The organism is Nocardia sp. NPDC056100 (assembly GCF_042266325.1).
In the GTDB taxonomy this organism is placed as follows: Bacteria; Actinomycetota; Actinomycetes; order Mycobacteriales; family Mycobacteriaceae; genus Nocardia.
In genome coordinates, this window is the sequence record NZ_JBHJVY010000001.1 from 1,492,899 (window position 1) to 1,513,764 (window position 20,866).

General features: G+C 67.2%; 21 protein-coding genes. 7 read left to right on the forward strand and 14 right to left on the reverse strand.

Annotated features, from left to right (window positions below):
- The first annotated feature begins 92 nt into the window (after nucleotides 1-92).
- Both ACFC0O_RS06910 and ACFC0O_RS06915 read left to right on the forward strand, forming a co-directional pair.
- On the forward strand, nucleotides 93-1,088 hold the full coding sequence (locus ACFC0O_RS06910) for an alpha/beta hydrolase (protein WP_375956009.1): 996 nt from the start codon (nucleotides 93-95) through the stop codon (nucleotides 1,086-1,088).
- Nucleotides 1,089-1,161: 73 nt separating this feature from the next.
- A complete protein-coding gene (locus ACFC0O_RS06915; protein ID WP_375954484.1) occupies nucleotides 1,162-2,724 on the forward strand; it encodes a mucoidy inhibitor MuiA family protein in 1,563 nt (520 codons plus the stop codon).
- Nucleotides 2,725-2,882: 158 nt separating this feature from the next.
- On the opposite strand, the gene ACFC0O_RS06920 is transcribed toward ACFC0O_RS06915, so the two are convergent.
- From ACFC0O_RS06920 to rimP, 7 genes are all read right to left on the reverse strand, one after another.
- Nucleotides 2,883-3,950: a bifunctional oligoribonuclease/PAP phosphatase NrnA gene (locus tag ACFC0O_RS06920; protein WP_375954486.1), complete on the reverse strand. Its 1,068-nt coding sequence runs from the start codon at nucleotides 3,948-3,950 to the stop codon at nucleotides 2,883-2,885.
- On the reverse strand, nucleotides 3,904-4,353 hold the full coding sequence (rbfA, locus tag ACFC0O_RS06925) for a 30S ribosome-binding factor RbfA (protein WP_375954487.1): 450 nt from the start codon (nucleotides 4,351-4,353) through the stop codon (nucleotides 3,904-3,906). The genes ACFC0O_RS06920 and rbfA overlap by 47 nt, the downstream gene beginning before the upstream one ends.
- A 26-nt stretch (nucleotides 4,354-4,379) precedes the next feature.
- Complete coding sequence (locus ACFC0O_RS06930; RefSeq protein WP_364632768.1) at nucleotides 4,380-4,670, reverse strand: DUF503 domain-containing protein; 291 nt, start codon at nucleotides 4,668-4,670, stop codon at nucleotides 4,380-4,382.
- Nucleotides 4,671-4,778: 108 nt separating this feature from the next.
- Complete coding sequence (gene infB, locus ACFC0O_RS06935; protein ID WP_375954489.1) at nucleotides 4,779-7,895, reverse strand: translation initiation factor IF-2; 3,117 nt, start codon at nucleotides 7,893-7,895, stop codon at nucleotides 4,779-4,781.
- A gap of 105 nt (nucleotides 7,896-8,000) precedes the next feature.
- Nucleotides 8,001-8,252, reverse strand: a complete 252-nt coding sequence (locus ACFC0O_RS06940; RefSeq protein ID WP_364630924.1) for a YlxR family protein — start codon at nucleotides 8,250-8,252, stop codon at nucleotides 8,001-8,003.
- 199 nt (nucleotides 8,253-8,451) lie between these two features.
- Complete coding sequence (nusA, locus tag ACFC0O_RS06945; protein ID WP_364630921.1) at nucleotides 8,452-9,480, reverse strand: transcription termination factor NusA; 1,029 nt, start codon at nucleotides 9,478-9,480, stop codon at nucleotides 8,452-8,454.
- A complete protein-coding gene (gene rimP, locus ACFC0O_RS06950) occupies nucleotides 9,477-10,136 on the reverse strand; it encodes a ribosome maturation factor RimP (protein ID WP_375956012.1) in 660 nt (219 codons plus the stop codon). The genes nusA and rimP overlap by 4 nt, the downstream gene beginning before the upstream one ends.
- 339 nt (nucleotides 10,137-10,475) lie before the next feature.
- Between rimP and ACFC0O_RS06955 the strand changes: the two genes are divergently transcribed.
- The 3 genes from ACFC0O_RS06955 to ACFC0O_RS06965 all read left to right on the forward strand — a co-directional run bounded on the left by ACFC0O_RS06955 (nucleotide 10,476) and on the right by ACFC0O_RS06965 (nucleotide 12,889).
- Entirely contained in the window at nucleotides 10,476-10,958 is a 483-nt protein-coding gene (locus ACFC0O_RS06955) for a hypothetical protein (RefSeq protein WP_364630915.1), read from the forward strand.
- Nucleotides 10,955-11,389: a ferritin-like domain-containing protein gene (locus ACFC0O_RS06960; RefSeq protein ID WP_364630912.1), complete on the forward strand. Its 435-nt coding sequence runs from the start codon at nucleotides 10,955-10,957 to the stop codon at nucleotides 11,387-11,389. The genes ACFC0O_RS06955 and ACFC0O_RS06960 overlap by 4 nt, the downstream gene beginning before the upstream one ends.
- Nucleotides 11,390-11,479: 90 nt before the next feature.
- On the forward strand, nucleotides 11,480-12,889 hold the full coding sequence (locus tag ACFC0O_RS06965) for a three-helix bundle dimerization domain-containing protein (RefSeq protein WP_375954493.1): 1,410 nt from the start codon (nucleotides 11,480-11,482) through the stop codon (nucleotides 12,887-12,889).
- 81 nt (nucleotides 12,890-12,970) lie between these two features.
- Here the strand turns inward: ACFC0O_RS06965 and ACFC0O_RS06970 are convergent, their stop codons facing one another.
- Nucleotides 12,971-14,728, reverse strand: a complete 1,758-nt coding sequence (locus tag ACFC0O_RS06970) for a proline--tRNA ligase (RefSeq protein ID WP_375954494.1) — start codon at nucleotides 14,726-14,728, stop codon at nucleotides 12,971-12,973.
- A gap of 58 nt (nucleotides 14,729-14,786) precedes the next feature.
- Here ACFC0O_RS06970 and yaaA point away from each other — a divergent pair, with 58 nt between their 5' ends.
- A complete protein-coding gene (gene yaaA, locus ACFC0O_RS06975; protein ID WP_375954496.1) occupies nucleotides 14,787-15,530 on the forward strand; it encodes a peroxide stress protein YaaA in 744 nt (247 codons plus the stop codon).
- Nucleotides 15,531-15,541: 11 nt separating this feature from the next.
- On the opposite strand, the gene ACFC0O_RS06980 is transcribed toward yaaA, so the two are convergent.
- The 3 genes from ACFC0O_RS06980 to ACFC0O_RS06990 all read right to left on the reverse strand — a co-directional run bounded on the left by ACFC0O_RS06980 (nucleotide 15,542) and on the right by ACFC0O_RS06990 (nucleotide 18,056).
- Nucleotides 15,542-16,336, reverse strand: coding sequence for a thioesterase family protein (locus ACFC0O_RS06980; protein WP_375954498.1), 795 nt, complete (start codon nucleotides 16,334-16,336; stop codon nucleotides 15,542-15,544).
- A gap of 158 nt (nucleotides 16,337-16,494) precedes the next feature.
- Nucleotides 16,495-16,986 carry a carboxymuconolactone decarboxylase family protein gene (locus ACFC0O_RS06985; protein ID WP_364630898.1) on the reverse strand — a complete coding sequence of 164 codons (492 nt, stop codon included), beginning with the start codon at nucleotides 16,984-16,986 and terminating at the stop codon, nucleotides 16,495-16,497.
- Nucleotides 16,983-18,056, reverse strand: a complete 1,074-nt coding sequence (locus ACFC0O_RS06990) for a dihydrodipicolinate reductase (RefSeq protein ID WP_375954500.1) — start codon at nucleotides 18,054-18,056, stop codon at nucleotides 16,983-16,985. Before ACFC0O_RS06990 ends, ACFC0O_RS06985 begins: the two co-directional genes overlap by 4 nt.
- Before the next feature lie 131 nt (nucleotides 18,057-18,187).
- Between ACFC0O_RS06990 and ACFC0O_RS06995 the strand changes: the two genes are divergently transcribed.
- Entirely contained in the window at nucleotides 18,188-18,664 is a 477-nt protein-coding gene (locus ACFC0O_RS06995; protein ID WP_375954502.1) for a nuclear transport factor 2 family protein, read from the forward strand.
- Nucleotides 18,665-18,673: 9 nt separating this feature from the next.
- Here ACFC0O_RS06995 and ACFC0O_RS07000 read toward each other — a convergent pair whose 3' ends face one another.
- The 3 genes from ACFC0O_RS07000 to ACFC0O_RS07010 all read right to left on the reverse strand — a co-directional run bounded on the left by ACFC0O_RS07000 (nucleotide 18,674) and on the right by ACFC0O_RS07010 (nucleotide 20,865).
- Nucleotides 18,674-19,351: an NADPH-dependent F420 reductase gene (locus ACFC0O_RS07000; protein ID WP_375954503.1), complete on the reverse strand. Its 678-nt coding sequence runs from the start codon at nucleotides 19,349-19,351 to the stop codon at nucleotides 18,674-18,676.
- Between the two features lie 108 nt (nucleotides 19,352-19,459).
- Nucleotides 19,460-20,419 (reverse strand): isopenicillin N synthase family dioxygenase, encoded by a 960-nt coding sequence (locus ACFC0O_RS07005; protein WP_375954504.1) that lies wholly within the window; start codon nucleotides 20,417-20,419, stop codon nucleotides 19,460-19,462.
- Entirely contained in the window at nucleotides 20,416-20,865 is a 450-nt protein-coding gene (locus ACFC0O_RS07010; protein ID WP_375954505.1) for a nucleoside deaminase, read from the reverse strand. The genes ACFC0O_RS07005 and ACFC0O_RS07010 overlap by 4 nt, the downstream gene beginning before the upstream one ends.
- Nucleotide 20,866 lies beyond the last annotated feature (1 nt).

Below are 20,866 nucleotides of genomic sequence, written 5' to 3' on the forward strand. Positions count from 1 at the left end.
CGACCTAACGTCACCAGCCGTCCGTCCCCATACGCGGCAATCGGAGGTCCAGGGTGCATTCGGCAGGCCCGCTCACCGCGCTCGTTCTGGCCATGGCTATCCCCTGGCTGGGTGCCGGGGTCCCCGCACACGCGGAACCGAGCACACCCGCCGCGGCACTGGAATCCGCGCGGCCCGCACCCGACGGCTCCAGCCTGCTCACGGCGGCCGAGAGTCCGGACGGCCTGCTCGACCTGCGCGTGCACTCCACCGCCATGAACACCGATATCGCACTGAAAGTGCTTCGCGCACCCGATGATTCGGCCCCGGCCCCGGTGCTCTATCTACTCAACGGCGCGGGCGGCGGCTCCGATGCCAGCAGCTGGCCCGAACAGACCGATATCGTCGACTTCTTCCGCGGCAAACAGGTCACCGTGGTCACCCCGCTGGGCGGCAACGGCAGCTACTTCACCGACTGGCAGGCCGACGATCCGCTACTGGGCCGCATGCGCTGGAGCACCTTCCTCACCCGGGAATTGCCGCCCATTATCGATTCCGCGCTGCACGGCAGCGGCGCGAACGCCATCGCGGGCATCTCCATGGCCGGAACCTCGGTCTTCCAGCTCGCCTTGGACGCGCCCAGCCTCTACCGGGCCATCGGCGCGTACAGCGGCTGCGCGCGCACCAGCGATCCGATCGGCCGCCTGTTCGTGGACGCGGTGGTGGTGCGCTGGCACGGCAATCCGGTCAATATGTGGGGTCCACCGGATGATCCCGCCTGGCTCGCCAACGACCCGTACCTGCACGCCGAACAGTTGCGCGGCACCGCCATCTACGTCTCGACCGGCACCGGGCTGGCCGGACCCCTGGACACCCTCGACGCGCCCGGCATTCGCGGCAACGCGCCGAAACTGCTCGCCCAGCTCACCAGCGGCGGCTTCCTCGAAGCCATTACCGCGCAATGCGCGCATGCCCTGCGCGACCGCCTGGACGACCTCGGCATCCCGGCCACCTTCAACCTGCGCCCGGTCGGCACGCACTCCTGGGGCTACTGGCAGCAGGATCTGCACGACTCCTGGCCGATGATCGAACGGGCGCTGCGGAATTGATCGCCGCGCCGCCCGCCCGGTTCGGCCCGGAAAGCCCGTGCGCGGAGCCGCCGACTCGAGGCAGGCTGGGGGCATGATCTCACTCGACACTGCCATCACCGCGGTCACCGTCTATCCCGATCGGGCGCGGGTGACGCGATCCGGCAAGGTGGAGGTGCCCGCGGGCGAACACCGGATACGGGTCGCGCCGCTACCGCGGGATCTGCTGCGGGATTCGATTCGGGTGGCGGGCCAGGGCGAGGTGGTGGTGCTCGGGGTCGACATCACGACCGAGCGGCAGATCGCGGTGACCGATGAGCAGGTCGCGGCACTGGAGGAACGCATTCGCGAACTCGAGGTGGCGATCGGTGCGCTCGGCGACTCCGATCGCGCGGCCGATGCGCGAATCGTCTTCCTGGACAGGCTCGCCCGGCGTTCGGCGGAATCACTCGCCGCGGCGGACAGCGGACGGGTCAGCGCGTTCGTCGACGATCTCGAAGCGCAGTACGAGACCGTCAATACCGCACGGCGCGAGCGAGATAAGCTGCGGCAGCGACATATTCGCGAACAGCAGGCGGTACAGCGGCAGCTTGGCGATCTGCGCGGTAAGAATCGCACCGATACCGAGGTCGCGATCATCACCGTCGAAGCGGCACAGGCCGTGACCGTGGATCTGGACATCTCCTACGTCGTGCTCGGCGCGAGCTGGAGCTCGAGCTACGACCTGCGCCTCACCGATGCGGGCCTGACACTGCGCTGGTTCGGCCTGGTGGAACAGCGCACCGGCGAGGATTGGCCGGAATGCCGCCTGCAACTGTCCACGGCCCGGCCCGCCCAAGCGCTCGACGTGCCCGAACTCGATCCCTGGTTCATCGGTGTGGAGATACCGCGGCCGGTGATGCGGTCCATGGTGGCGGGCGGCGCGTCGATGGACGCGGTGCCGGTCGGCTACGGCGCGCCCGCACCGGCGGCACCACCACCGGCCATGGCGCGCAAGGCGGCTCCGATTCGCGAGTCCGTCGCCGAGGTCGAACACGGCGTCACCGCCGCGACCTACACGCCACAGCGGGCAGTCGCGGTGGCCTCGGACGGCACCGACCACCGCACGGTCATCACCGCGCTCGACCTCGAGGCCGAGCTGGACCATGTGACGGCCCCGGTGCAGGCCCTGGAAGCGGTGCTGCGCGCCACCGCGCGCAATACCTCCGAGCACACCCTGCCGTCCGGCCGGGCCGCGCTGTTCCACGAATCCGAATTCGTCGGGGCCACCCACCTCGACACCTGGGCTCCGGGCGAAGAGCGCGAACTGGCCCTGGGCGTGGACGACCGCATTCGGGTCGAACGAGAACTGGTGCGCCGCAACGCTTCCAAGGCCACCCTCGGCTCGGCGCGGCGGATCGAAACCGAGTACGCGATCACCGTGAGCAACCACACCGGCCGCACCGCGAACGTCACGGTGCTCGATCGCCTCCCGGTGGCCCGCGATGCCGCCATCACCGTCCGCGAGACCACCGCCAAACCGCAACCGGCCGAACGGGGCGATCTCGGCATCCTCACCTGGAAACTCGAGCTCGAACCGCAAGCCCAGTCGACCATCACCTTCGGCTACCGGGTGGAAGCCGGGAAGGGTGTGGTCATCGACGGCCTGCACGACTGACAGACGGGGCCCGTCACCCGGGTTCGGCTGCGCTCATATCGGCCGAACCCGGCTGGGTCATATCAGCCGAACTCGGCTGGGTTCATGTCAACCGAACCCGGCCGGTTCATATCAGCCGAACTCGGCTGGGCCGCACCGTAACCGGGCTCGGCGACCCGTCAGCCCAGTTCTGCCAGCAGCGCCGCGACCAGTCGCTCCGGCGCACCGACGCTGGAATAGCCTGCGGCATAACGATGTCCGCCACCGCCGAGCGCGGTCGCGACCTTGGAGACATCCACACCGAGACTGCCATCGGCCGCATCATGCGAACGCAGTGAGACGGTCCAGTGCTCGGATTCGCCCCGGCATTCCTTGAACACCGCCGCGACCTGCGCCTCCGCGGTCGTGCGCACCAGATCGACAATGCTCTCGACCTCTTCCGAGCGCACCCCGACGGTGTCCTCCCGGCGCACGAAGACATAGACCAGCCCCGCACCCCCGGCCGCCGCGCGATCGAGCTGCGCGGAGCCGAGCACCCGGGACAGCATGGGCAGCCACTGGAAGGGATGGGTGTCCATGAGCGTGCGTGTAATGCCCGCACCGTCGATACCCGTCGCCAGCAGCCGCTCGGCCAGCGCATGCGAGCCGGGCCGCGCCCATTTGAAGGATCCGGTATCGGTGACCAGTCCGGCGTAAAGACAGTGCGCCACATCGCGATCGATGGGTTCGCCCCAGGCATCGAGCACCCGGGCGATCAATCCCGCTGTGGATTCGGCATTCTCGTCGATGACATTGACCGCACCGAACCGGGTATTGGACCGGTGATGGTCCAACACCAGTGTGATGCGCGCACCGTCGAGCCGATCTTTGAGCGCACCGAGCCGCCCCGCGCTACCGCAGTCGACCGCGACCAGCACGTCGACCTCACGCGGAACCTGTTCCGGCGCAACCAATAGTTCGGTACCGGGCAGCGATCGCATGGACACCGGTAGTTCGGCGGGCTCGGCGAAGGACACCCGCACCGGCACACCGCGCCGGCGCAGCACCAGACCCAGGGCGAGTCCGCTGCCGATGGTGTCGGCATCGGGCTGTACATGGCACAGCACCGTCACCGATCGGGCGGTGTCGAGAATCGACACCGCCTCGGACAGGTCGACCGGTTCGGTCACCGGCGTCTCCTCCCGGTCCGGAGACCGCAGGTCAGTCTTCGTCGTCCGTATCGTCGTCGTTCTTGTACGGATCGACATCACCCGCATAGTTGGCGTTCACCGCGACCTGGGCGACCCGAGCGTCGGCGGCGCGGGCGCGGGCCAGCAGCTCCTCCATCTCCTTCGCGGCGGTCGGAACGGTGTCGAGCTGGAACGACAGGATCGGGGTGAACTTCACCCCGGTGCCCGCGCCGACCTTGGAACGGAGAATGCCCTTGGCCTTCTCCAGCCCCGCGGCCGCTTCGGTGTAATCGGGTTCGGTGTCGAGGGTTTCCCCCATCACCGTGTAGTAGACGGTGGCTTCTCGCAGATCACCGGTCATCTTGGTATCGGTGATGGTGACGAAACGCAGCCGCGGATCCTTGATCTCGTACTCGATGGCCGTAGCCACGATCGAGGAGATCCGCTTGGCGAGTCGGCGTGCCCTGGCTTGATCCACCATGGCCGTGCCCTCCTCACTGGATAGATTCAGTCTTCGGGTCCGAAGACGCGGCGGCGTACCGCCAGCAACTGTAACTCCGGACGATTGGCGACATGCCGTTCACACTTGTCCAGCACTTCGGTCAGGTGATTCATGCCGTAGCTGGCCATGGCCACACCTACCAGTGTCCGGCGATACCGGTCATGATCTCCGCCCTCGGTGACGCTGACCTCGAACCTGCGCAGGTCGGCGATGATCGGGCGAAGGACGGAGCGCTTCTCTTTCAGTGAATGCACATCACCGAGCAAGATATCGAACTCGAGCGCTCCGAAAAACAGCTTTTCAGTCATATGAACGCGCCCCGGGAAATGCGCGTGTGTTACCCGGATGGGAAAGGGGCACAACCCCGCCGGACCCTAGGGGCCCGGCGGGATCGTGTACTGCTCCTAGTCGCGCGGCTTTTCCCGCAGCTCGTAGGCCTCGACGATGTCACCTTCGCGAATGTCGTTGTAGGTCAACGTCATACCGCATTCGTAGCCTTCACGAACCTCGGTGGCATCATCCTTCTCACGACGGAGCGACGCGATGGTCACCGTCTCCGCGACCACTACGTTGTCACGCAGCAGACGCGCCTTGGCATTGCGCTTGACCGAACCGCTGGTAACCCAGCAACCGGCGATATTGCCGAACTTGGAGGAGCGGAAGATCTGGCGGATTTCCGCCCGACCCAGCTCGACCTCTTCGTAGATCGGCTTGAGCAGACCCTTGAGGGCCTTCTCGATCTCGTCGATCGCCTGGTAGATGACCGAGTAGTAGCGAATGTCCACGCCTTCGCGGTTCGCCAGCTCGGTCGCCTTGCCCTCGGCACGGACGTTGAACCCGATGATGATCGCGTTCGAGGCCGACGCCAGGTTGACGTTGGTCTCGGTGACGCCACCGACACCGCGGTCGATGACGCGCAGACGCACCTCGTCGCCCACATCGATACCGAGCAGCGCCTCTTCGAGGGCCTCGACGGTACCGGAGTTGTCGCCCTTGAGGATCAGGTTCAGCTCCGAAGTCTCCTTCAGAGCGGCATCCAGATCTTCCAGGGAGATCCGCTTGCGGCTGCGCGCTGCCAGGGCGTTGCGCTTGCGAGCGTTGCGGCGATCGGCGATCTGACGCGCGATCCGGTCTTCCTCGACCACGAGCAGGTTGTCGCCTGCACCGGGGACCGAGGTGAAACCGATGACCTGGACGGGACGCGACGGCAGTGCCGCCACGACGTCGTCGCCGTGCTCGTCGACCATGCGGCGCACACGACCGTAGGCGTCGCCCGCCACGATCGAGTCACCCACGCGCAGCGTGCCGCGCTGGATGAGGACGGTGGCGACCGGGCCGCGACCGCGGTCCAGGTGGGCTTCGATGGCCACACCCTGCGCGTCCATGTCCGGGTTGGCCCGCAGATCCAGGGTGGCATCCGCGGTCAGCACGACGGCCTCGAGCAGGGAGTCGATATTGGTGCCCTGCTTGGCCGAGATGTCGACGAACATGGTCTCGCCGCCGTACTCCTCGGCGACCAGACCGTATTCGGTCAGCTGCTGGCGAATCTTCTGCGGATTCGCGCCTTCCTTATCGATCTTGTTGACCGCCACCACGATCGGCACATCAGCGGCCTGCGCGTGGTTGATGGCCTCCACCGTCTGCGGCATGACGCCGTCATCGGCCGCGACCACCAGGATCGCGATATCGGTGGCCTTGGCACCACGGGCACGCATGGCGGTGAACGCCTCGTGACCCGGGGTATCGATGAAGGTGATGAGCCGGTCGAGGCCGTTGACCTCGGACAGCACCTGGTAGGCGCCGATGTGCTGGGTGATACCGCCGGCTTCGCCCTCACGGACGTTCGCCTTACGGATGGTGTCCAGCAGTCGGGTCTTACCGTGGTCGACGTGACCCATGACGGTCACCACCGGCGGACGGATCTGCAGATCGTCCTCGTCGCCCTCGTCCTCGCCGTAGGTGAGGTCGAAGTTGGCGAGCAGCTCGCGGTCCTCGTCCTCCGGGGAGACCACGTGAACCACGTAGTTCATCTCCGAACCCAGCAGCTCGAGGGTCTCCTCGTTCACCGACTGGGTAGCGGTGACCATCTCACCGAGGTTGAACAGCGCCTGTACCAGCGAGGCCGGGTTGGCGCCGATCTTCTCGGCGAAATCGGACAGCGACGCGCCACGGGCGAGACGGATGATCTCGCCGTTGCCGCGGGGCAGACGCACGCCACCGACGGCGGGAGCCTGCATGCTCTCGTACTCGGCGCGCTTCGCCCGCTTCGACTTACGACCCTTGCGGGGCGCGCCACCCGGACGACCGAAGGCACCCGCGGCACCGCCGCGACCACCACCGGAACCGGGACGGCCACCGCCGCCACCGCCGGGACGACCGCGGAAACCACCCGCGGCAGCGCCACCGGCACCCGGAGCACCACCGGTACCCGGGGCACCGCCCTGGCCACCGCGGTACGGACCACCGGCACCGGCCGGACGACCTGCGCCGCCACCGGGACGCGGACCACCCTGACCCGGACCACCGGGACGACCGCCACCGGGAGCCGGACGCGCGGCACGCGACGGCATCGCACCCGGGTTCGGGCGAGGCGGCATCGAGCCGGGGCTCGGACGCGGGCCACCGGGACGGGGACCGCCCTGACCGGCGGCCGGACGCGGACCACCCTGACCGGGAGCCGGACGACCGGCGCCACCGGGGCGCGGACCACCCTGACCCGGACCGCTCTGACCCTGACCCGGGCGCGGGCCCTGGCCGGGACCCGGACGCGGGCCACCCTGGCCCGGAGCCGGGCGGGGACCGCCCTGACCGGGAGCCGGACGCGGCGCGGGACGCTCGGGAGCGGAGGAGAAGGGGTTGTTACCGACGCGCGGGGCCTTGGGACCCGGCTTCGGACCCGCGGGACGCGGAGCGCCCGGAGTCGGAGCCTGGCCACCGGCCTGCTGCGCCGGACGCGGCGCGGGCTGCGCCGGACGGGGAGCACCCGGGGTGGGGCGCTGACCCTGTTGCTGCGGGGCGGGAGCCGGGGCCGGAGCCGCGGAAGCCGCTGGGGCAGCGGGGGTTTCGGGCACCGGCGGCTTGGGGGCCGGACCGGGCTTGATGGACGGACCCGGGCGCACGGCCGGAGCCGGAGCGGCGGCCGCGGGGGCGGCCTGCTCGGGCTGGGCGACGGGCTTCGGGGCGGCCGGAGCCGGGGTCTGAGCCTGAACCGGCGCGGGCGCCGGAGCCGGTGCGGACGGACGGGGTGCGCCGGGACGCGGTCCCGAGCTCGCACCCGGGTTCGGCTTGGCAGCCGGACGCGGCGACTGACCGCCGGGGGTGCCGGATGCCGGCTTCGCGGTGCCATTCGCCGGGGTGCTCTTGGGCGTCATGGACTCACGCAGGCGACGTGCGACGGGGGCCTCCACCGTCGACGACGCCGATTTCACGAACTCGCCCTGCTCCTTGAGCCTTGCGAGTAGTTCCTTGCTAGTGACACCGAGTTCTTTCGCCAACTCGTGCACGCGGGCCTTGCCTGCCACTGCTCTCCTCACTGAGAGGTCGAGCGCGGCAACCCTTTTGGGGATGGCCCGCACGACCTCAGATTATTTCCGATGGCCGATCATCGTTGGTGCTTCACGGTGTGCTCATGAGTGCTCGTGCCTGTTCTCTACGTAATGCTCCAGGGCTGAGATATCCAGATGTCCGGACACTCGTAGTGCTCTGCCGAATGCTCGGCGCCGAACCGCATTGCTCAGACAAGACGAAACGGGGTGCAACCAGGCACCCCTTCCGGGCAGTCTGTGCCGCGGATCGGGAATCACCGCGGTTTCCCGGGCGACGATCCGCAACAGTTCGACGGTCAGCTCTCGCCTGCGGCATCCGATGCAGGTCCGCATGGGTTCTGATCTTGATTTCACCCGTGCAGCGCGCAAAGAAGCCGAAGACTCGCGCTGAGCCTGCGTCCACTCTACCGCTGTCATGTCCCGATCTCCGCATCCGTACCCCCTGGAAGTTACCAAGCTGTCATCCAGGGGGTCTGTTTACCAAATCTCGGGACCGACCGGGCCGGAGCACTCCGGCAAGATCAACCCCTACTCAGCTCCGGTGCGCCTCGGTGCGCACCGAACCGGCCACATCGGGGGCCGCATCACTGCGAATGTCGATTCGCCAGCCCGTGAGACGGGCGGCGAGACGAGCATTCTGACCTTCCTTGCCGATCGCCAGCGAGAGCTGGAAGTCCGGCACCACGACCCGCGCCGCACGGGCGTCGGGGTCGACGATCGTGACGGATACAACTTTCGACGGGGACAGCGCATTCCCGACGAAGGCGGCCGGATCCTCGGCGTAATCGATGATGTCGATCTTCTCGCCGGCGAGCTCGCTCATCACATTGCGCACGCGCTGACCCATCGGGCCGATGCACGCGCCCTTGGCGTTCACGCCCTGCACGGTGGAGCGGACCGCGATCTTGGAGCGGTGCCCGGCCTCGCGGGCCACGGCCACGATCTCGACCGAACCGTCCGCGATCTCCGGGACCTCGAGTGCGAACAGGCGGCGCACCAGGTTGGGGTGCGTGCGCGAGAGGGTGATCTGCGGGCCGCGCGGACCGCGCGAGACGCCGACCACGTAGCACTTGATGCGATCGCCGTGCTCATAGGTTTCGCCAGGCACCTGCTCGGCGGGCGGGATGACGCCTTCGGCGCCGTGCGCCTCGCTGCCGATGCGGACCACGATGGTGCCGCGGGCGTTCATGCGGGCGTCGCGCTGGACGACGCCGCCGACGATATCGCCCTCATGAGTGGCGAAGTCGCCGAACGATTTCTCGTTCTCCGCGTCGCGCAGTCGCTGGAGCACGACCTGGCGGGCGGTGGTTGCCGCGATGCGGCCGAAACCCTCTGGGGTGTCATCCCATTCGGAGATCATGTTGCCGTCGGCATCGACCTCGCGGGCCATCACGCGCACCACACCGGTCTTCTGGTTGATGTCGATGCGGGCGTTGGGCTGATGGCCCTCGGTGTGCCGGTAGGCGGTGAGCAACGCGGACTCGATCGCGGAGATCACGGTCTCCATCGAGATCCCCTTGTCGGCGACTATCGCGCGCAGGGCTTCGATTTCGATGTTCATTCCACGATCCCTTCGGTCGGTGAATCGGATACTGCTTCTTCTGTTGCTTCGTCGTCGTCATCGTCTTCATCGGGTGGCGCACCCGTGTCGACGGCCTCCGCACCGGGCTGGGGACGGCCCGGCGCCACTCCCCCAGCCAGTTCCAGTTCGGCGGCTCCTGGTGGTGAGAACTCCACCTGGACCACGGCGAACTCGATATCGGCCAGCGGCACCGTCACCCGGTGCGGATTCCGCTTGCCGCCGAGGACCAGCGCCACCTGCTCTGCGGTGGCGACGCCGACGCGTGCCTCGAAACGCGGTTTGCCCTTCTCCTCCGGGGACTGCACGCCCGTGCGGAGCGTGACCTTCACCTTGCGGCCCTGTGCGCGCCGCCAGTGGCGTAGCTCGGTCAGGGGTCGATCGATGCCGGGGGTGGTGACCTCCAGCAGATACGGGGTCTCGCCGAAGTCGCCTGCCTCGTCGAGGATTTCCGAGATTTCCGAACTCAGTTTCGCGACGGCGTCCAGTGGGGCCGCCTCATCGCTGTCGACCGTCACCTTCACCTTGGCATGCGCTGTACCGGCAGCCGAAATCGAAACGCCTTCGAGATCGAATCCCCGGCGTTCGACGAGCTCAGCAACTAGCTGGCTCACCCTTTCCTCGGTCGGCATCGGCATGTGGGGCGGCTCCTGGTTCAGTTGTGACGGATTGAGTTGTCGGTTGTGGCGGTGCGAGTTTCCGGTGAATTTGCGCACCGGGAGGTCTAGCGTAACGCGCGGAAAGAGTGTAAAGGACCAGCCGAGGTTCACGACTTCGGCATGGTCGGCGCTACCGGGCGACGGCGTGTTGGCTGCCGACTCGCCCATCGCGGCAACGTATCGATCGAGATCACAGCCTATCCGACGGCCCTGACGACGGGGGTGCGCCGCGATGGCTGGCACCATGTACGGGTGCCCAGCAGTCTGAGCGGCCCTATGGCCGGTGTCACGCAATTGCCCGAGCCCCCCGGATCCGCTATGGACCGCCGTGCCGTGCTGCGCCTCGCCGGTGGTGGCGCGCTCGCCGTCGCCGCCGTCGGCGCGTTGACGGCGTGCACCACCGAAGCGGCTCCGGAACTGCCGGATCCGCTTCTGGCACAGGAGGAGTCGGCGCGCTCGGATGCCGCGTCCGCGCAGGCGGCCATCGCCACCAACCCGGACAAGGCCGTCGCATTGCAGACCATCGCGACGCAGCGCGGTGCGCACGCCGATGCGTTGCGGGCCGAAATCGACCGCGCCATAGGCGTTTACGGTGACGGCACCACGCCCTCCAAGCGCGTCGCACCGCCCACCCCCGTGGTGCCCGTGCCGCCGCCCGCGGTCAGTCAGCTCAAAGCCGGTCTGAGCCAAGCGCAGCGCTCGGCCGCCGATCTCTCGATTCAGCTCTCGGGTTACCGAGCGGGTCTGCTCGGTTCGATCAGCGCCGCGTGCGCCACCCAGGCGGGAGTCCTGCTCGCATGACCCTCCCCGATCAGCAGGCACTCACCGATGCGCTGAGTGCCGAGTACGCCGCCGTCTACGCCTACGGCGTCATCGCCGCCTACGCCAATAATGACCGCGACAAGTACGTCTCCGAATGCACCGCGGCCCATCGCGCCCGGCGCGATGCGACCATCGACACCTTGAAGGCGCTCGGCGCGACCGTCCCCGCTCCGGCCGCCGCCTACACCGTCCCCTTCACCGTCGACGATCCCATCCCGGCGGCCAAGCTCGCCGTCACCGTCGAAGCCGATACCGCCGCCGCGTGGCACTCCGCCCTGGAACGCGCGGACACCCCGGAAATCCGCCGCACCGCACTGGACGCGCTCACCGAATCCGCTCTCCGCGAAGCCACTTGGAACACCATTCTCGGGAACAATCCCGCCACCAACGCTTTTCCGGGGCAGTCCTGAGGCTGGGAATACCGGTAGGGTTGTCCGGACGCGGTTGGGCGTAATCTTTTTGCCGCGCAATTCAATTCCGGTGTGAGTCGAGGAGTGGCTGTGGCGGTTGATGCTGCCCGGGAAGAAAAAGCACTGCGTGAGGTTACGAATCGCCTGGTAGAGCGGTATGGCGAGGAGTATTCGGCGGAGCGGGTCGAGGCTGCGGTGGGTGCGGTCCGGCAGCGGTTCGACGGTCATAAGGTGCGCGATTTCGTTCCCATTCTGATCGAGCGGATTGTGCGGCGCGAGCTCACAGCGGTCGAAGTGGAAAATAGTGCCGAACAATCGAATTCGAGTAATTCGGAAGCAATTCCATTGGGGGACAATTCGAATTCGGCCAGTAGTCATCTGTTCGACACCTTGGACCGGTTGGGGGTGAAGCGGCGGACCGTGCTGGTGGGTGCGGCGGCGGCCGTGGTCGCGGTGGTCGGGGTGGTGACCGTGATCGCCGTGCAGGGGCCGGATTCGGAACCCGCCGCCGCGGCACCGGCCGGGCTCACCACCGTGCGCGGCGTGGTCGGGTCGGAGAAGATGGCGTTCTTCTCCGATCAGCGGGTGGTGGACGCGCTGGCCAAGCAGGGGGTCAAGGTCGAGGTGGATCCGGCGGGATCGCGGCAGATCGCGACCTCGGTGGACCTCGGCAAGTACGATTTCGCCTTCCCGTCCAGTTCGGCAGCGGCGGAACGGATTCAGCGGCTGAAGAACGTGAGCGGTAAGTACACGCCGTTCTCCTCGCCGATGGCGATCGCCACCTTCAAGCCGATCGTGGATCTGCTCACCGCCGCCGGGGTCGTGCAGCCCGGTCCGACACCGGCTTTCGATGTCGAGAAGTACCTCGCGCTCGCCGAGAAGGGAGTGCAGTGGGATCAACTGGAAGGCAATACGACCTATCCGGTGCGCAAGAACGTACTGGTGGGGACCACCGATCCGCGCACGTCCAACTCTGCTGCCATGTATCTCGCCGTGACCGCCTATGTCGCCAATGACAACACCATCGTGCGCGGCGGCAAGGCGGAAGACTATGCGGTATCCCGTATTTCGCGCCTGTTCACGCGTCAGGGCTATACCGAGAACAGCACCGACGGGCCGTTCAAGGAGTATCTCGCCAATGGCATGGGTCCCACGCCCATGGTGTGGATCTACGAGGCCCAGTACGTGGACGCGGCCGTGCACAATCAGCTGAAGCCGGACATGGTGCTCATGTACCCGTCTCCTACGGTCATGTCCCAGCACACCGTGGTGCCCCTGAACGATAAGGGCGACACCATCGGCAAACTGCTCTCCACCGATCCCGAGCTACAGCGCCTGGCCGCCGAGCACGGCTTCCGGCCCGCCGATGCGTCGCTGTTCACCAAGGTCACCACCGAGCACCAGGTTCCGGTGGTGCCCAATCTCATCGATGTGGTGGATCCGCCCAACTACGACACCCTCGAACATCTGCTGGACGGTGTCGCGAAGGCGTTCAACTAGCGGCCGAGCCAGAAAATCGCCGAGCCGCGCACCCGAAGGTGCGCGGCTCGATTCGCGTTGTGTGCCGGGGTGATTCGCCGATCAGCCGCGCACGCGGGCGATGATGCTCGCCACGGCGGTTTCGGCCGGGAACTCTTCGCTCTCGCCGGTGAAACGGTCACGGAGTTCCAGCTTGCCCTCGGACCAGCCGCGGCCGATGACCACGACCAGGGGCATGCCCAGGAGTTCGGCATCCTTGAACTTCACGCCCGGGGAGGCCTTGCGGTCGTCGAAGAGCACGTCCAGACCGGCCGAGTTGAGTTCGGCGACAACCTGTTCCGCGCCCTCGCGGGCGGCGTCGTCCTTGTTGGCGATGACGACGTGCACGTCGTACGGGGCCACGGACCGGGGCCAGCGCAGGCCCTTGTCATCGTGCATCTGCTCGGCGATGACGGCGACCATGCGGGAGACGCCGACGCCGTAGGAGCCCATGGTGAGGCGGACCGGCTTACCGTTCTCGCCGAGCACATCGACCTCGAAGGAGTCGGTGTACTTCTGGCCGAGCTGGAAGATGTGGCCGATCTCGATACCGCGCGCGGCTTCCAGAACGCCGCGGCCGTCGGGCGAGGGATCGCCGTCGCGGACTTCGGCGGCCTCGATGGTGCCGTCGGGGGTGAAATCGCGGCCCGCGACCAGACCGACGTAATGCTTGCCCGACTCGTCCGCGCCGGTGATCCAGGCGGTGCCGGAGACCACGCGCGGGTCGACCAGGTAGCGAACGCCGTTGGCCAGCAGTGCCTTCGGGCCGATGTAGCCCTTCACCAGGAAGGGGTTGGCCTTGAAGTCGGCATCGTCGAGGAGTTCGACCTCGGCGGGCTCGACGGACGCGCCGAGGCGCTTCTCGTCGATCTCGCGGTCGCCGGGGACGCCGACGCCGACGATCTCGGTCTTGCCGTCCGGGTAGCGCAGCTTGACGAGCACGTTCTTGAGCGTGTCCGCGGCGGTGACGGGGCGGCCGAACTGTTCGGCGATGCCCGCGCCATTGGCCCAGTCGACCAGGGTGGCGATGGTGGGGGTGCCGGGGGTCTCGTGCGCGACGGCCTCGGGCAGGCCCTCGAGGGCGATCTCCGGCGGTGCGGCGGTGATCACGGCTTCCACGTTTGCGGCATAACCGGATTCGCGGCAGATCACGTAGGTGTCCTCGCCGACGGGGCTGTCGGCCAGGAATTCCTCGGACGCGGAACCGCCCATGGCGCCGGAGGTGGCGGCCACGATCACGTACGACACGCCCAAGCGCTCGAAGATTTTCTGGTAGGCCTCGCGGTGCGCGTTGTAGCTGTTCTTGAGCCCGTCCTCGTCGAGGTCGAACGAGTACGAATCCTTCATGATGAATTCGCGGCCGCGCAGGATGCCAGCGCGCGGACGGCCTTCATCGCGGTACTTGTTCTGGATCTGGTACAGCGTGACCGGCAGATCCTTGTACGAGTTGTATTCACCCTTCACGGTGAGCGCGAACAGCTCCTCGTGGGTGGGTCCGAGCAGGTAGTCCTGCCCCTTGCGGTCCTTGAGCCGGAACAGCGCGTCACCGTATTCGGTCCACCGGTTGGTGGCTTCGTACGGTTCGCGCGGCAGCAGCGCCGGCAGTGAGATCTCCTGGGCGCCGATGGCGTCCATCTCCTCGCGAACGACATTCTCGATCTTGCGCAGCGTGCGCAGCCCGAGCGGCAGCCACGAGTACACACCCGGGGCAATGCGCCGCACATATCCGGCGCGGACCAGCAGCTTATGGCTGGGCACCTCGGCGTCGGCGGGATCGTCGCGCAGGGTGCGCAGGAAGAGGTGGGAGAGGCGGGTGATCACGGCTCCACAGACTAGCCGCTGCGTACGAGATGCTCACAAGGCATTACCGTGTTGGCTCGTGCTGGTGCTGCTGCCTCCTTCAGAAACCAAGTCCGACGGTGGTTCGGGCGGTCCCCTGGACCTGGATGCCCTTGCGATGCCGCAGCTCACGGCGGTGCGCGATAAGTTGGTGACCGAGCTGAGTCAGTTGGCTGGGGATCCGGACGCGTCGCGCAGTGCGCTCGGGCTGGGTAAGGGGGCTGACGCGGAGATCGCGCGCAATGCCGCCCTGCGCAGCTCCCCCACCCGCGCGGCGCTGGATCGGTACACGGGCGTGCTCTATGACGCGCTGGATGCGCCGGGGTTCACCAAGGCGCAGCGGGCCAAGGCGGATGCTCGGCTGGCGATCGGGTCGGCGTTGTTCGGGGTGATTCGGGCGGGGGATCCGATTCCGGCGTATCGGCTTTCGGGTGGGTCGAAGCTGCCGGGGTTGCCTACGCTGCAATCGCTGTGGAAGCAGGTGCTGCCGGAGGCTTTGCGCGAGGAGGCCGGTGGGCAGTTGACGGTGGATCTGCGCTCGGGGACGTATCAGAACCTGGGGCGCGTCCACGGTGCGGTCACCGCGACGGTTCTCACCGAGCGGCCCGATGGCAGTCGAACCGTGGTGAGCCACTTCAACAAACATCACAAGGGGCTGCTCGCGCGGGCGCTGGTGCTCTCGCGCGCCGAGCCGACCGATATCAACGGGCTGGCGCGCGTAGCCGAGAAGTTCGGCCTGCGCTGCGAAATCGCCTCGCCAACAGAACTTCTCGTGCTGACCTAGTCCTAGTCCTATCAGCCGCGCGGGCCGAGGAACAGGGTTTGGGTGCCGCGACCGACCGGACCCTTTTCGTCGAACATGCGCGACTCGGCGAGGCCGACGCCGGTGCGTTCGGGATAGGTGACCGCGTCCAGGCAGACCCATTCGCCGACCGGTTCCCGATGCAGCGTCACCGTCAGATCGGTATTGATGAAAAGGTAACGGTCCCAGTCCAATACGGCACTGACGCCATTGCCGGAGTCGGCGGCGGCGAGGGCGCGCTCGAGTGGACTGGGCACGGTGCCCGCAACGATGGGGTGGCGCAGTCGAATCCAGCAAACGGCAGGCCCAGGTTCGGTGAAACTGCCTGATACGAAACGATATTCAATGGCGCGATGAAATCCGACCGGCTGATCCGACGGGAATCGCACACTCCGCCCGGCAGTCTCGGGTCCGGGCCTGGTTCCAGTCGGCAGCACCTCAGCCGGGAAACCCAACTCCGGCTCCGCCGCGCGCAGCCGCCACGCATTGGCCCGCAACACCGGCCCCTGCTCCGAACTCAGTGTGGCCTCGATCAATTCGACACTGCGCCCGGCCCGCACCACCCGCGCCCGCGCGATCAGCGGCACAATCGGCACCGGCCCGAGAATCTCCACCGCAACCCGCCCCACCCGAAACCCCGCCCGCGGCTCACACCGCTCGATCACATGCCCGAGCAATGCCGACGGCGGCCCCGCATGCTGCGCCTCCGGCGACCACGGCCCACGCGTGTGATCGGTGGAGTGAAAGACGTCAGGCTGCTCCGCATCGGGAAGATAGAAGGCGTCCATAGTGATCCGAGCCTACGACGGATCCGGTGGGGCACGCGGCGGCAGGTGCTCGCTCTGCGGAGACGCGCATTTCCCGGCGCCCGATTTCTGCCCGATCGCGGGGTCCGGAGTGAACCGGAAGGTGTTGTCCGCCAACCTCGGACAACACCCGGCGGTGATTACTTTCCGGCGGCGTGGCTCGGGAGGACGCAGACGGCGTCCAGGCCGAGGACGTGGTTCAGGCGGCCGAAGGCGAGCCAGGAACCCAGGCACATGGAGAGTTCCACTACTTCGGCTTGGGAGTAGTGGGCGAACATGCGCTGCCAGAATTCGTCGTCGAGGCTGTGGTGGTCCTCGGCGTAGCGTTCGGCGTATTCGGCGGCCAAGCGGGTGCGGTCGTCGAAGTTTTCCGTTGTGCGCCAGTTGGTTACGTCGTCTTCGAAGGACTCTTCGACCTTTTCGCCATTGCGGTCGGTGCGCCAGTCCAGGCAGAAGAGGCAGCCGTTGATCTGCGCGATGCGCAGGCGGGCGGCTTCGAATTCACGCAGGCCGAGCGTGGTGTGCTCGTAGACCGCGAGGGAGAAGGCCGCGGCGGCGACGCCGATGCCGGGGACCATTTCGCCCCATACGTAGCCGATGGGGTCTTTGCCTTCGGGAATGTCGATGATCATGGTTGGTTCCTTCCGAGGGTGCCGGGGCGGAGGGGGATGTCGAGGGCGTCGTAGAGCCCGGGTTCGGCGGTGACGAGCCAGTCGATGGCGTGCACCAATCTGCCTACGGCGGTGGCGTTTCCGCCCGCCGAGTGATTGCCGCCCTCATCGGTGGCCTGAATGGTGACCTCGATATTCGGGCGGCCTTCGATGATGACGCGGTGTGCGCCGGCGCCACTGTGCGGCGCGGGCCAGTCGGTGGCGCAGGAGGCGTGGATGCGGGTGACGTGTTCGATGACGATGCGGGGCTCACCGTCGACGATGCCCTGCACTTCGAAGCGGATCGCGCCCTGGGTGCCCGCCTCGAAATCACCCATCAACTCGGTGCTGACGGTGGTCTCGAGTGCGCGGCGGTGCACCACCTCGCGGATTTCCTCGATCTCGACGCCGAGTCCGCGCGCGATGAGCCGAATCTGCCCGCCCCACACCATGGACGGCACGGTGGCCATCAGCATGGGCGGGTCGTAGTCCATGGGCTGGCCCATGCCGACCAGGTAGCGGACCGAATCGGGCTGGTCGTAGGTGGTGTAGTCGAAGATCTCCTGGCAGCGCACCACGTCGACGGTGTGGCCGAGGCCGCTGATCAGCAGGGGCAGCACATCGTTGCCCCAGCCCGGGTCGACACCGGAGACGAACAGCGAACCGCCGCCTTCCGCAATGGCTTTCAGTACGGGTTCGCGCATTTCAGCAGGCGCGTTCTGCTGGTCGTAGAGGGCGTACAGCGCAGGGGTGACCACGACGGCTCCGGCGCGAATGGCTTGCACGATATCGGCGAGTGCGTCATCGGGCCGGATTTCGCCGGAGGCGGCGTACACGACCGCGCCGGGACCGGTGGCGAGTGCGGCGGCGATGTCGTCGGTGGCCGCCACCCCCAGCTCGGTGTCGAGTCCCGCTAGTTCGCCCGCGTCCCGGCCTACTTTGTCCGGGTTGTGCACCAGCACTCCGGTGAGTTTCAGCGCGGGATGCGCGGCGACAGCGCGTATCGCGGCCCGGCCGACATTGCCGGTGCCCCAGACCAGGGTGGAAATCATGCGGCGAGCCTAGCAACCGCTTGGTAGGTAGGGAGGCGGTTTGAAGCAAGCAGTTTCCCGATCACCGGGACAGGTGTTTGTTCCAGTGCATCGACCGATGCGAGATCGGTTGCGCTGTGTTCAAATTCATCATGGATTCGATTGCAATGGAGCAGATCCGGGCGCTCAAGCACCGCTACCTTCGGACGCTGGATCTCAAGCTCTGGGACGATTTCGCCGACACCCTGAGCAAGGACATCGTGGCCTCGTACGGCTCACCCTCGGGCGGTCAGCCGCTCGAATTCACCGGTCGGGACGCGGTTGTCGACTACATGCGGGGCGCGCTGAGCGGCAATATCATCACCGTGCACGTGGCCACCCATCCGGAGATCACGGTGGACGGCGAGACCGCCTCCGGCAGTTGGCTTCTGGAGGACACGGTGATAGCGCCGGAGTATAACTTCCTGATTCGCGGCGCCGCGTACTACACCGACACCTACCGCCTCGAAGACGGCGTATGGCGCATCTCGGGCACCGGATACAAGCGCATCTTCGAGGCCAAGATGGCACCCGAGGCGCTGCCCGGATTCGAGATCACAGCCAATGCCTGGGCGCCCACCACCGCCTGACTGCGACATTCACCGCTCGGCGGCGTCGACCGCCTTGCGGACCGTCTCGGCATCGGCCGGGGCGGCCTCGCTCTCCCAGAACGGCTGCGATGCCGAGTACGGAGCGCCGTACACCGGGGTATCGGGCTGGGTGCGCCAACTGTCGCTCGCACCGCCGATATCGAGAGTGTCGAACCCGAGCGCGCTGATCAGTTGCGTCGCAGCGGCTTTCGCCTCGGAGTCGTCACCCGCGATAGGCAGCGTGGTGCGATCGGGGGCATCGGCCGGGCGGCCGAGTACGGCCAGGTGCTTGAAGTAGATGTTGTTGAACGCCTTGACCACTCGCGAACGCGGCAGATGCCGTTGCAGCAGTTCACTACTGGTGGCGACGCCCGCCGCCAGATCCGGGAATTCGCCGTCGCGGTCCGGGTAATAGTTATTGGTGTCGATGACGACCTTGCCGACCAGCGGATCGGACGGCACCTCGCGATACACCTTGAGCGGTACCGTCACCACGACGATATCCCCAGCCGCCGCGGCCTCCTCGGGCGTTCCGGCCTTGGCCCGCTCGCCCAGTTCGGCGACCAGGTCGGCCAAGGTCTCGGGCCCCCGGGAATTGCTCAGCACCACATCTATTCCGGCGGCCACGGCCAGTCGGGCCAGTGTGCCGCCGATATTGCCGCTCCCGATAAGTCCCAGCGTCGTCATGTCTGTGGCCAACCCCCACGGCTGGGAAGATGTTCCCGCTCCGGGCGGTGGAGGATTCGCCCCCACGGCCGCCGCCGGACGACGGCCGTGGGAACTCGCCGGAAAGTCTCAGCCGAGGGAGATGGCGTCGAGTCGGGTGCGCAGGAATTCCGCGGACACCACCGGTTCGAGTCCGCCGATGCGGCCGATCGGGGGTGCCAGGGGCGTGACGCGCGCATCGTGGTCGAGCTCGTAGAAGTAGATGAGCGAGACCAGATCCTCATCGGGCGCGGTGGCCTGCGGGGGCAGGACGCGATGCCGACCGGCGGGCCAGCGCTGACCGCTCCAATGTGCCAGCAGATCACCGATATTCACGGTGAGGGCGTCCGGATCGAAAGGCGCGTCGGCCCAGCCGCCTTCATCGGTGTAGACCTGAAGCCCGCCCGCACCGGGTTCACGGTCGAGCACGGTGACGGTGCCGAAGTCGGTGTGCGGGCCGATGCGGAACTGCCCGGGTTCGGGAACGCCGACGTGGGTCAGCGGCGGATACCAGTTGATATTGCAGGTCCAGGTGGGCAGGCTCGCCAGACCTTGAAACGGGTTGTGCGGCAGGTCGAGTGCGGCGGCGAAGAGCGCGAGCAGCTCATCCGAGAGCACGCGCATGGCATCGGTGTAGGTGGTGAACAGCTCGCGCAGTTCGGTGATCTCGGCGGGCCAGACATTATCGAGAAACCAGACCGAATCGACCGCCGCGTCGCCGGTGCGGGTGTCCGCGCCGATGGCGAAGGTCTCCTTGAGATCGGGCGGGGTCTCGGTGCCCTCGGCATAGCCGTTGGCCTCCATTCCGGGACCGATCCAGCCGCGCCCGCCGACGGCGGTGGCGTAGCGCTGCTTCACCTCGGCGGGCAGGGCGAAGAATCGCCTGGCGGCCGCCCGGAGTTCACCCGGAAGTCCTTGCCGCACACCGTGTCCGCGTACCAGCAGGAATCCGGCGCGCTGCATGCCTTCGTCGACCTCGCGCAGCACCTGCGCGGCATCCGCGCCACCGCTTCGCCAGCGATCCAGGTCGACGGTGGCGATGGCGTTCACTCGGCCACTCCGATGTCCTCGTTCCACAGTTCGGGCCGGTCCCTGATGAACTTCTCCATCATGTCCACGCAGTCCGGATCATCGAGCACGGTGATCGAAACACCGTGCTCCGCAAGCCATTCATGACCGCCGTTGAAGGTGCGTGCTTCCCCGACGATGACCGCGCCGATATTGAACTGGCGCACCAGACCGCTGCAGTACCAGCACGGCGAGAGCGTGGTGACCATGATGGTGTCGCGGTAGTCGCGGCGGCGACCGGCATTGCGGAAGGCGTCGGTTTCGGCGTGCAGGCTGGGGTCACCGGCTTGCACGCGCCGGTTGTGGCCCCGGCCGAGCAGGTTGCCGTCGGAGTCGAACAGTGCCGCGCCGATCGGAATACCGCCCTCGGCCAGCCCAAGTCGCGCCTCGTCGACAGCCGCGATCAGCAGCTCCTTTGCGTTGATCATG

Coding starts and splice junctions, on each gene's coding strand:
- ACFC0O_RS06910 (WP_375956009.1), top strand. CDS start 93: ATGGCTATCCCCTGGCTGGGTGCCGGGGTCCCCGCACACGCGGAACCG.
- ACFC0O_RS06915 (WP_375954484.1), top strand. CDS start 1,162: ATGATCTCACTCGACACTGCCATCACCGCGGTCACCGTCTATCCCGAT.
- ACFC0O_RS06920 (WP_375954486.1), bottom strand. CDS start 3,950: ATGTCGATCCGTACAAGAACGACGACGATACGGACGACGAAGACTGAC.
- rbfA (WP_375954487.1), bottom strand. CDS start 4,353: ATGGTGGATCAAGCCAGGGCACGCCGACTCGCCAAGCGGATCTCCTCG.
- ACFC0O_RS06940 (WP_364630924.1), bottom strand. CDS start 8,252: ATGCGGACCTGCATCGGATGCCGCAGGCGAGAGCTGACCGTCGAACTG.
- nusA (WP_364630921.1), bottom strand. CDS start 9,480: ATGAACATCGAAATCGAAGCCCTGCGCGCGATAGTCGCCGACAAGGGG.
- rimP (WP_375956012.1), bottom strand. CDS start 10,136: ATGCCGATGCCGACCGAGGAAAGGGTGAGCCAGCTAGTTGCTGAGCTC.
- ACFC0O_RS06955 (WP_364630915.1), top strand. CDS start 10,476: ATGGACCGCCGTGCCGTGCTGCGCCTCGCCGGTGGTGGCGCGCTCGCC.
- ACFC0O_RS06960 (WP_364630912.1), top strand. CDS start 10,955: ATGACCCTCCCCGATCAGCAGGCACTCACCGATGCGCTGAGTGCCGAG.
- ACFC0O_RS06980 (WP_375954498.1), bottom strand. CDS start 16,336: ATGGACGCCTTCTATCTTCCCGATGCGGAGCAGCCTGACGTCTTTCAC.
- ACFC0O_RS06985 (WP_364630898.1), bottom strand. CDS start 16,986: ATGATCATCGACATTCCCGAAGGCAAAGACCCCATCGGCTACGTATGG.
- ACFC0O_RS06990 (WP_375954500.1), bottom strand. CDS start 18,056: ATGATTTCCACCCTGGTCTGGGGCACCGGCAATGTCGGCCGGGCCGCG.
- ACFC0O_RS06995 (WP_375954502.1), top strand. CDS start 18,188: ATGGATTCGATTGCAATGGAGCAGATCCGGGCGCTCAAGCACCGCTAC.
- ACFC0O_RS07000 (WP_375954503.1), bottom strand. CDS start 19,351: ATGACGACGCTGGGACTTATCGGGAGCGGCAATATCGGCGGCACACTG.
- ACFC0O_RS07010 (WP_375954505.1), bottom strand. CDS start 20,865: ATGATCAACGCAAAGGAGCTGCTGATCGCGGCTGTCGACGAGGCGCGA.